The following is a 10,452-nucleotide window of genomic DNA, read 5'->3' on the forward strand; positions in this document are numbered from 1 at the left end:
GAAAAGAATTTAGGGGGTTTTTGTATTGAAGAAAGGTAAAGTGTATTCACTAAGTCTAGTTATGCTTCTAATGATGGCGCTATTTTTGGCTGCTTGTGGTGCTGATGATGGAGATACATCGACAGCGGATCCAAGTACAGACTCAAGTGCAACAAATACAGAAAGTGATACGACAGACAATTCAAGTTCTTCAACACCTCAAGTTTTAGTATTTGGTCGTGGGGCAGACTCAGTTTCACTTGATCCAGGGACAGTAACGGATGGTGAATCGTTTAAAGTTACCCAAAACCTTTTTGAAACATTATTGAATTTCGGAGAGCAGGATACAACAATCAATCCCGGTTTAGCAAAAGAATGGGAAGTTAGTGAAGATGGCCTAACATACACGTTCCAGCTTCAGGAAGGCGTTACATTCCATGACGGAACAGATTTTAATGCTGAAGCAGTCATTAAGAATGTTAATCGTTGGAAGGGTGGAAAAGAAGAGGATTTCTACTACTTCAACTCAATGTTTAAAGCAGAAGGCGAAGATATTATTAAAGATGTGACAGCAGAAGGAGATCATACTGTTGTATTCACTCTTTCCCGTCCACAGGCACCATTCCTTAAAAACTTGGCAATGAGCCCGTTCGGTATTGCTTCACCAACTGCATTTGAAGCAGCGGGTGATAGCTTTGGTGACCAACCAGTAGGAACAGGTCCATTTAAATTTGTGGATTGGAAACGTAATGATTCAATTACAATTGAGAAGTTTGCAGAGTACTGGCAAGAAGGTTTACCGAAATTAGACAAAGTAATTTTCCGTTCTATTCCTGACAACTCTGCTCGTTTAAATGAATTAATGGCAGGTAGTATTGATTTAGCGGATGGTATTAATCCTTCTGATGGGAAGACAGTGGAAGGTAACTCTGAATTACAGCTTATTGAACGTCCTTCAATGAATATTGGCTATTTAGGCTTAACGAATACTCGTGCACCATTTGATAATAAATTAGTACGACAAGCGGTTAACTATGCAATTGATAAACAAGCAATTGTAGATGCATTCTTTGAAGGTCGTGCGGAAGTGGCGGCAAACCCAATGCCATCATCAATTAGTGGCTATAACGATGCAATTTCTCCGTATCCGTATGATCCAGAAAAAGCGAAGGCATTATTAGCAGAAGCTGGCTATGATGGAAAAGAAATTGAACTATGGGCTATGCCTGTACCACGTCCGTATATGCCAGACGGTGCTAAAGTAGCGGAAGTTATTCAGAAGAATTTAGAAGATGTTGGAATTCCATCAAAAATTGTAACATTTGAATGGGCGACATATTTAGAAAAAGCAAAAAATGGAGAAGCAGATGCGTTCATGCTTGGATGGACTGGCGATAACGGAGATGCAGATAACTTCATTTACACATTATTAGACAAAGACAATATCGGTTCAAATAACTATGCGTACTATTCTAATGATGAAGTACATGAGTTATTAATTAAAGCACAATCAGAAACTGATGAAAATGTACGTAATGATCTATACAAAAAAGCGCAAGAAATTATCCATGAAGATGCGCCATGGGTTCCACTTGCTCACTCTACACCATTACTTGCAGCTAAAGCAGGGGTACAAGATTTCAAACCGCATCCAACAGGTTCTGATAAATTAACGAACGTTTCAATGAAATAAAAGAAAAATTAAGTAAAAGGGGGAGGTAATACGCCTCTCCTTTTTTCTACTAGCAAAAACATACATTCATAAAAGGGGTGAAGAGCATGCTTCACTACATTGGCAAACGTCTACTGCATTTAATACCAGTATTGCTGGGAATGACCTTTTTAGTATTTTTAATTATTCGTGCCATTCCAGGGGATCCAGCCCAAGTAATTTTAGGCCAACAAGCTACCGCGGATGCTATAGCAGCACTTCGCCTGAAGCTAGGGCTCGATAATCCATGGTATGTTCAATATTTTGATTATTTAAAAGGAATATTTACAGGTAATTTAGGTGACTCATTAAGAACAAGACAACCGATTGCCTCTGAAATTTGGCCGTATTTGGCTGCTACATTTGAACTTGCACTTTTCGCAATGATTATTGCTGTTATTATCGGAGTAAATGCTGGAATTATTTCCGCATGGTTTCAAAATTCCTGGTTCGATTACATGGCGATGATTATTGCTTTAATAGGAGTATCCATGCCAATATTCTGGTTAGGATTAATGGAACAATGGGCTTTTAGTATTCAACTTGGATGGTTGCCAACTTCGGGTCGTGAGGAGGTACGAGATCCAGTCACTGCAATTACGCATTTTTATTTAATTGATACATTATTGCATGGTAGATTTGATCAGTTTGTTGATGTAATCAAGCATTTAATCTTGCCGGGCATTGCACTAGCTACAATACCTACAGCAATTATAGCCCGTATGACAAGAGCGTCAATGCTGGAAGTAATGCGTTCGGATTTCGTTCGTACAGCTCGAGCAAAGGGGCAAAAAATGTTTGTTGTTGTTTATAAACACGCATTAAAAAATGCCTTAATTCCTGTGTTAACAGTAGTAGGTTTGCAAACGGGGATGCTTTTGGGTGGTGCCATATTAACTGAAACTATTTTTAGTTGGCCTGGTATTGGACGCTATATATATGAAGCGATAGGGTTCCGAGATTATCCTGTCATTCAGTCTGGCATTTTAATTGTTGCCTTTTTATTCGTTATGATTAATTTGATCGTTGATATTTTATATACAGTAATCGATTCACGCATTAAATACAACTAGGGGGGAGGCGCATAGCATGTCTGAAATCATACGAAATCAAGTTCGACAAATTGAAGTTGAAGAAAAAGTAAAAGGGCCATGGCAAGAAGCATGGACGAGTTTCAAAAAAAGTAAATCAGCCTTAGTGGGCAGTGCAATTGTAATATTTTTTGTCCTTATTGCGGTCTTTGGTCCCTTTATCGCACCCCAAGGAATTAATGAGCAAAATTTAAGTATGCGCTTGCAGCCTCCATCCGCTGAATTTTGGTTTGGGACAGATGATTTAGGTCGTGACATTTTTTCGCGAATTTTACATGGTGCTCGAATCTCTTTAACAGTTGGTTTGACTGCAGTATTAATTTCCGCAGTAGCTGGTAGCTTTTTAGGTATTATTGCGGGTTATTATGGTCGCTGGATTGATACCATTATTTCGCGGATATTTGATATCCTGCTCGCATTCCCAAGTATTTTATTGGCGATTGCGATTGTATCAATTTTAGGACCTTCATTGCAAAATGCTTTAATTGCAATTGCGGTTATAAATATACCGAACTTTGGTCGACTCATTCGTTCACGGGTGCTTAGTATTAAGGAAGAGGAATATATTCATGCTGCAAAAGCAATTGGGATGAGGAATACGAGGATATTATGGAAACATATCTTACCTAATTCTATGACACCTGTAATTGTCCAAGGAACATTGGCGATTGCAACGGCGATTATTGAAGCTGCAGCACTTGGCTTTTTAGGGCTTGGAGCGGAGGCGCCTCAGCCGGAGTGGGGGAAAATGTTGGCGGATGCGCGGATGTTTTTATTAAATGCACCGTGGGCATTGATATTCCCGGGGCTGGCAATTATGTTGACGGTAATAGGATTTAACTTAATGGGAGATGGGCTAAGGGATGCACTCGACCCAAAAATGAAAAATTAAAAAGAGAAGGTGTGCAAAAAGCACATCTTCTCTTTTTAGGTTGTTCAGAGAGTAGAAATTTAAAAGAGCTTACTAAAGGAAGGTCATAAAATCATATTTCTAGTAAAAGTCTGATTCTAAATTAAGATTCTTTTCTTCGCTATGGTAGCTGCGATAGGAAACAATTAATGTATCCAGATGCTCTAAGTTTTCCTCGTAATCTAAAATTCGGGATAAAATATAAAGTAAATGGTAGCTTGAAAACTGTTCGTCTTCAGAAGCCTCTTCCTGGGCAAGTGCGATTTGTTTGATGAATTGTTCCATAAGCTCACTACCTTGTAAATATTCCTCATGCCGTGTCCACTTTGAATGTTCGGGTCTTAGTTTACCTGTATATTTCAATAATAGTTGTTCGTGATAGGTTAATAAAAAGTCCAACCGCTCCTGAATAATATTTTGAAATTTAGTCGGCAACTTACCCAGTTCGTTTTCATGCTTATGCAATCGGACAAGTAATTCATAGCTTTTTTTCGAAGTTAATAGCATTTGACGATAAATGACAAGCTTGCGTGCTTTTACATACTTTTGGTTTTTGGAGTAACCGCGTTCTTCTTTAAAAAAGTCATACATTGTGTCCAATTCATTTAGACGGGATTCCAATTTATTGACGGCCATTTTAGTAGATGTATGTTCACTTGCTTGGCGTACAGCTAAACGAGTCCAGCGAATGATATCGTCTTGTATGGAGTTGATTTTTTTAAAGAGCTTTACTTCATACTTAGGGGGCAAAAACACTAAATTTACAACAAATGCAGCAAAAACACCGAGCATAATTGTCCCAAAGCGAATTAAGCCAAACATTATAAAGTCATCGCCAGGTACTTCCATAATAGCGATAACCGTTACAAGTGCAAGGGAAATGGATTTTTCGAGCTTAAGTTTCATCATAAGACCGAGTACGATAATGGCAGCAATACCGACTGCAACAATATGATGCCCGAATAGTAAACCGAATAGTACAGCAACAGTAGCCCCAATAAAATTTCCTTGTATTTGTTCTAAAATAGTAAGATAAGACCGGTAAATAGAAGGCTGAATAGCAAAAACAGCAGCGATTGCAGCAAATACAGGTGAGGGAACATTTAATATTTGAGCTAAAAATAGGGCAAAGACGATTGCAACGCCAGTTTTTAATACACGTGCACCTAGTTTCATTTGCATTTCCTCCTTTCTCACGGAGTTATGATATAGAAGCCACTATAAACAATGAAGTTATAGTGGCTTTCATGTTTGTCTTGTATTATAGAATATCGCATTAAGGGAAACTTTCAAGTAATGTTTTGTGCGTCGGATCCTCTAATAACTTGGAGGGAGCCTTTTCGCTTTTGTTCCTATAATTGAGAGAATGCGTAATCTACAGCTCTCAATGTTTCTTCTATATCTGCTACGGTATGCTCTGTTGTTAAGAACCATGCTTCATATTTTGAAGGGGCTAGGTTAATGCCTTGAGACAACATTAATTTAAAGAAGCGACCGAACATTTCTCCATCTGTATTTTCTGCTTGCTCATAGTTTTCCACTTTTACATCTGTGAAGTAAATGGCGAATGCACCTTTAAGGCGATTTAAAGTAATCGTTACATTATGCTTTTTCGCTGCAGCTAAAATACCTTCTTCCAGCAATGCACCTAAGCGATCCATCTCTTCATAAATCCCAGGTTGCTGTAGCACTTCAAGACAAGCAATTCCTGCTTGCATACTTGCAGGGTTACCGGCCATTGTTCCTGCCTGATATGCGGGACCAAGTGGTGCAACTGTTTCCATTACATCTTTACGACCACCATATGCACCGATTGGCAGACCGCCCCCAATTACTTTCCCCATTGCAACTAAATCTGGTGTTAAGCCAAGCATTGTATGTGCGGCACCGTAGTGGAAACGGAATGCAGTGATGACTTCATCGTGGATTGTTAGTGCACCATACTCTTTTGCTAAGGCATGTACATGTTCTAAAAACCCTTTATGAGGTTCTACGATTCCAAAGTTCCCAACGATTGGCTCGATTAAAATCCCTGCCACATCATTACCCCATTTTTCCATAGCTAATGTAAATTCCTCTTTGTTGTTAAAAGGTACTGTGATAACTTCCGTTGCAACAGCATGAGGAACACCGGCAGAGTCAGGTGAACCTAATGTTGCCGGACCTGAACCTGCAGCAACAAGTACTTGGTCGAAGTGGCCGTGATAGCATCCAGCGAATTTAATAATTTTCGTACGACCGGTGAAGGCACGAGCGACACGTACACATGTCATAACTGCTTCTGTACCAGAGTTATTAAACCGTACTTTATCTAATGTAGGAATTGCTTCTTTTAACATTTTTGCAAACTTAATTTCATGCTCTGTCGGTGTACCGAATAAAACACCAGTTTCAGCGGCATGTGCAATTGCCTTTGCAATATGAGGGTGTCCATGACCTGTAACAATTGGACCGTAAGCTGCTAAATAGTCGATGTAACGATTACCGTCCACATCCCAAAAGTATGCTCCTTTACCGCGGACCATGACAACAGGTGCGCCGCCGCCTACTGCTTTATATGATCGGGATGGACTATTTACCCCGCCAACGATATGTTCGAGTGCTTCTGCATGAAGTTGTTCTGACTTTGTATGATTCATAATTAATTCCTCCAAAATAGGTTACATGAAATGATTTCCTATCTATTGTAGTATGTTATGAAAGGGAACGCCAAAGAAATTGAAGCAACGGGCATTGTTTTGTATCATAAAAGAAAAATTTGGAGGGAAAGTTATGACATTAGAAAATTTACAAGCACCAGCATTTACTCTACAAAACGAGGAGGGGGAAATGGTCGCACTAGATAATTATAAAGGGAAGAACGTAATTCTTTATTTTTACCCTAAAGATTTAACACCTGGATGTACAACGCAAGCTTGTGACTTCCGCGATAAGTATGAAGATTTTTCGGATTTAAATGCAGTTATTTTAGGTGTGAGCTTAGATGATTCAGCGAAACATACAAAATTTATTGAAAAGCATGGGTTACCATTTTCGTTATTAGTGGATGAGGACCATAAAGTGGCGGAGAAATATGGTGTCTGGACATTGAAGAAAAATTTCGGGAAAGAATATATGGGCATCGAGCGTACGACATTTTTAATTAATGAAAATGGAATAGTTGAAAAAGAATGGCGAAAAGTACGTGTGAAAAATCATATTGAAGATGTGTTAAACTATTTAAAAAATCGCACAAATTAATGAGTGCACAAAGGGGAATTATAATGGGAACGATTTATTTTACATTTGAACCACGTGAAGATTTAAAGCAGCCGCTTTTGTCGGAGTTTCCACAAGTAGATTTTTTATTTGATACAAAACTGGATGTTGAGAAACTTGCACAGGCAGAAATATTAGTGACATACGGGGAAGATTTAAAAGAACAACATTTGCAGTATGCAGACAAATTACAGTGGATCTTCGTTGCTTCAGCGGGAATAGAAAAAATGCCTGCAGAAGCAATCGCAAAACGTAATATTATCGTATCAAATGTACGCGGGATACATAAAAAGCCGATGACTGAATCGATTCTGGCGCATATTTTAGCTTTAAAACGTGTATTGCCATTTATTTATGAGCAGCAACAAAAGAAGGAATGGAATAAAAAGGCCCGACCTACTGAGTTAAACGGAAGCACAGCACTTATTATCGGACCAGGTGCAATTGGGGGAGAAATCGGACGTATATTACAGGCGTTTGATGTTCATACAATTGGCTGCAACCGTTCAGGTAATGAAGCGCCGTATATGGATGAAACATATAAGCTAGATGACTTGAAGCAACATCTACCAAAGGCTGACATTGTGATTTCAATACTCCCATCCACGAAGGAAACGAAGCATCTGCTAACTCGTGAGCATTTTGAGAAAATGAAAAACTCTGCAATCTTTATGAATTTTGGGCGCGGAGATGTAGTGGACACAGATACTCTCATTAAAGTACTGCAAGATAAGTTAATTGAGCATGCGGTATTGGATGTATATGAATTGGAGCCTTTACCATCAGATAGTCTTTTATGGGATTTAGATAATGTAACTCTTTCTCCCCATTTTTCAAGTCATTCATCTCGTTATGTAGAACGCAGTTTAGATATTTTTAAACCGAGTTTGAAGAAATGGCTAAATGGTGAGCGGGACCTAGAAAATAAGATGGATATTCTTAGAGGCTACTAACTGAGAAAATTTATTAGTAAAGTTAAGGTTTGATTGGATGAATTTTCAATTAGCAACTATATTTAATGACTTTTACTTCTATTAGAACAAGCAATTGTTGACAACGTGAGGATAAATTCGATACACTATTTATAACGATTATAAATTAATAATATGTATGAAAAGGGGTGTATGACGATGTCTGAAATGCATTTAAAGGATGCGCTGGACACGTTAAAGACTACTGGTGTACGAATTACTCCTCAGCGTCATGCGATTTTGGAATATTTAATTCAAAGTATGATTCACCCAACAGCGGATGATATATACAAAGCACTTTGCGGCAAGTTCCCTAATATGAGTGTCGCAACAGTATATAATAATTTACGAGTATTTCGTGAAGTGGGCTTAGTTAAAGAGCTTACTTATGGAGACGCAGCAAGTCGTTTTGATTTTGTAACGGGCGATCACTATCATATGATTTGTGAATGTTGCGGCAAAATTGTAGATTTTCATTATCCTGGATTAAATGAAGTGGAGCAGTTCGCTTCTCAAGTTACAGGCTTTGAAGTTAATTCGCACCGTTTGGAAGTATACGGTACTTGCCCAGAGTGTGTTGCAGTCGGTGGAAAAAAAGTTCAATAAAAGTTTAACCTAGTAACGATTGTTGCTAGGTTTTTTGTATGAAAAAAACTGCATGAACCCGAAATGAGTTCTAATGCAGCTTATCTATACTTTATTTTTTGTTGTATTCCTGATTAAATTCTTTTCCTTCTAATGAAGGATCTAATGTAAGTGGTTCATTGCAATACATGCAAATATCTACACGACCTAATACTTTGGTCCATTTTCCGCATTCCGGACAAACGACTTGTACTGCTTTAGTTGATAAAAGCCCAATCCACCCATAAACAGCGGTACTACCGATAATGCACAGAAGTCCAATAGTCATGAAGATTAATACAAGAATTTGATTGTCTTTAAAAAAGATCGCACCATACATAATAACAAAGCCGATGAAAATAAGGGATAACGCAAATGATCGGATTTTGTTAATTTTACTATTATACTTTTTCATTACGATTGCCTCCTAATCTAAAATATACTATAACATAAATTGGATTTAGATTAGTAGATTTGAAAGAATTTGGTGATTACCGATTATATAATTTTAAAGGTATTTCCAAACTTATTGTCGAAACATTTCTATTATTATAGTTATAATAAATAACGTATTTCTTTTTGGTTAAATGTTTAATGAGATAATACTAGTTAATTTGACTTATAGCGATTACAATAGCTTAGAAACAAATATAATAGTAGCAAAATTTTATAGGGGGATAACAATGGAACATATTTTAAGACCAATTTATCAGGAACGCGCAAGTCAGCCAGAGACGTTAGGAGTTATTTTAATTAATAAGCGTGAAGGCGCTGCGAATATGACCGATACATTTGACTCGGTTCTTTTAATTATTGTAAAAGATAGTGACACACCTATTTATTCAAAACACTATATGTATGGTGATGCGAAAATGGTGATGCATATTTTAACGGAAGAGCGTTTGCGTAAATGGATCTTTATTGGTTCAAATAAGCGTTTAGTTGATTGGCTATTCCACGGTAAAATTATGTTCGATCGAAATGAATTTCTATTTAAGTTGCGTTCTGAACTACAAGAGTTCCCATTTGTCGGACGTAAGTTAAAAACAGGAATACAGTTCGCTAAGTTAATCCGCCGTTATCAAGAAGGAAAAGAGTTGTTTGAGGATGGTCACTATTTAGATGCTTATAATCATGTAGTTGCTTCATTACATCATTTAGGTAGATTATCAATTATTGATAGTGGCCATTATCCAGAAGTCACTGTATGGGCTCATGTAAAACGAAATGATCCGGCAATTTATAAATTATATGAAGAATTGATTATGAGTAATGAAAGTTTAGAAAAGCGTCTAGAGCTATTATTTTTGGCGGGGGAGTTTTTAATTAATTCAAGAACTACTGATGGGGCGCAGCACATTTTAGAAACAATGCTTGCTCAACCATATTGGACAATACAGGAATTACATAATCACCCTGAATTGAGTTACTACTCAATAGATTTAGAAGTTTTTGTTGAATATTTAATCGAGAAAGAGTTAGTTCAAGTAGAACCCGTAGTTGCTAAAAACGAAGCGATATTCCATCGCAACTATTATGTAGACCGCCACTTTATTGAAAGTGAGTACGGTTTATAGTATATTAATCAGAGCGTTAAATAACGCTCTGAAACTTTTTTTAAAAAAGTGTTGACGTAAGTATAAATAGTATTGTAATATATTAAATGTCGCTAAGACGTACTCGAAAAACAAAATAACTCTTGAAATGCTCAAACAACTCTTTTTAAAAAGTTGTTGACAGAGAAAAGAAAAAATGTTAAATTAGAGAAGTCGCTAAAACGACATAGAAACAAAATGAACCTTGAAAACTGAACAAGCAACGTTAATGAAACAAGCTTCTTAAATGAAGCAAACAATAGATTTTAACTTTTAATTAAGTTAAATCGCTAGCAAAGCAAATGAGCTTTCA

The 10,452-nt window shown here is 37.3% G+C and carries 10 protein-coding genes; 7 read left to right on the forward strand and 3 right to left on the reverse strand.

Going from position 1 to position 10,452, the window contains the following annotated elements:
* Positions 1-25 precede the first annotated feature (25 nt).
* The 3 genes from SNE38_RS07265 (at position 26) to SNE38_RS07275 (ending at position 3,673) form a co-directional block, all read left to right on the forward strand.
* Complete coding sequence (locus SNE38_RS07265) at positions 26-1,672, forward strand: ABC transporter substrate-binding protein (RefSeq protein WP_191704697.1); 1,647 nt, start codon at positions 26-28, stop codon at positions 1,670-1,672.
* An 86-nt stretch (positions 1,673-1,758) separates the two neighbouring features.
* The gene (locus SNE38_RS07270; protein WP_191704696.1) at positions 1,759-2,763 is read left to right on the forward strand and encodes an ABC transporter permease; all 1,005 of its coding nucleotides are present in this window, start codon (positions 1,759-1,761) and stop codon (positions 2,761-2,763) included.
* A gap of 16 nt (positions 2,764-2,779) precedes the next feature.
* Positions 2,780-3,673, forward strand: a complete 894-nt coding sequence (locus SNE38_RS07275) for an ABC transporter permease (RefSeq protein ID WP_191704695.1) — start codon at positions 2,780-2,782, stop codon at positions 3,671-3,673.
* A 99-nt stretch (positions 3,674-3,772) separates the two neighbouring features.
* Here SNE38_RS07275 and SNE38_RS07280 read toward each other — a convergent pair whose 3' ends face one another.
* Together SNE38_RS07280 and SNE38_RS07285 are read right to left on the reverse strand one after the other, a co-directional pair.
* Positions 3,773-4,867 carry an aromatic acid exporter family protein gene (locus SNE38_RS07280; protein ID WP_191704694.1) on the reverse strand — a complete coding sequence of 365 codons (1,095 nt, stop codon included), beginning with the start codon at positions 4,865-4,867 and terminating at the stop codon, positions 3,773-3,775.
* Between the two features lie 176 nt (positions 4,868-5,043).
* The gene (locus tag SNE38_RS07285) at positions 5,044-6,330 is read right to left on the reverse strand and encodes a glutamate-1-semialdehyde 2,1-aminomutase (RefSeq protein ID WP_191704693.1); all 1,287 of its coding nucleotides are present in this window, start codon (positions 6,328-6,330) and stop codon (positions 5,044-5,046) included.
* Positions 6,331-6,463: 133 nt separating this feature from the next.
* Between SNE38_RS07285 and bcp the strand changes: the two genes are divergently transcribed.
* The 3 genes from bcp (at position 6,464) to perR (ending at position 8,526) form a co-directional block, all read left to right on the forward strand.
* The gene (gene bcp, locus SNE38_RS07290) at positions 6,464-6,931 is read left to right on the forward strand and encodes a thioredoxin-dependent thiol peroxidase (protein ID WP_336046196.1); all 468 of its coding nucleotides are present in this window, start codon (positions 6,464-6,466) and stop codon (positions 6,929-6,931) included.
* A gap of 23 nt (positions 6,932-6,954) precedes the next feature.
* Complete coding sequence (locus SNE38_RS07295; RefSeq protein ID WP_336046197.1) at positions 6,955-7,902, forward strand: D-2-hydroxyacid dehydrogenase; 948 nt, start codon at positions 6,955-6,957, stop codon at positions 7,900-7,902.
* Positions 7,903-8,079: 177 nt separating this feature from the next.
* The gene (perR, locus tag SNE38_RS07300) at positions 8,080-8,526 is read left to right on the forward strand and encodes a peroxide-responsive transcriptional repressor PerR (protein WP_191701028.1); all 447 of its coding nucleotides are present in this window, start codon (positions 8,080-8,082) and stop codon (positions 8,524-8,526) included.
* Between the two features lie 91 nt (positions 8,527-8,617).
* On the opposite strand, the gene SNE38_RS07305 is transcribed toward perR, so the two are convergent.
* Entirely contained in the window at positions 8,618-8,959 is a 342-nt protein-coding gene (locus tag SNE38_RS07305; protein WP_191704690.1) for a YgzB family protein, read from the reverse strand.
* A 268-nt stretch (positions 8,960-9,227) separates the two neighbouring features.
* On the opposite strand from SNE38_RS07305, the gene SNE38_RS07310 reads away from it, so the two are divergent.
* Positions 9,228-10,121, forward strand: coding sequence for a nucleotidyltransferase-like protein (locus SNE38_RS07310; protein WP_191704689.1), 894 nt, complete (start codon positions 9,228-9,230; stop codon positions 10,119-10,121).
* The last annotated feature ends 331 nt before the right edge of the window (positions 10,122-10,452 follow it).

This window comes from Solibacillus ferritrahens (assembly GCF_037027585.1).
GTDB lineage: Bacteria > Bacillota > Bacilli > Bacillales_A > Planococcaceae > Solibacillus > Solibacillus ferritrahens.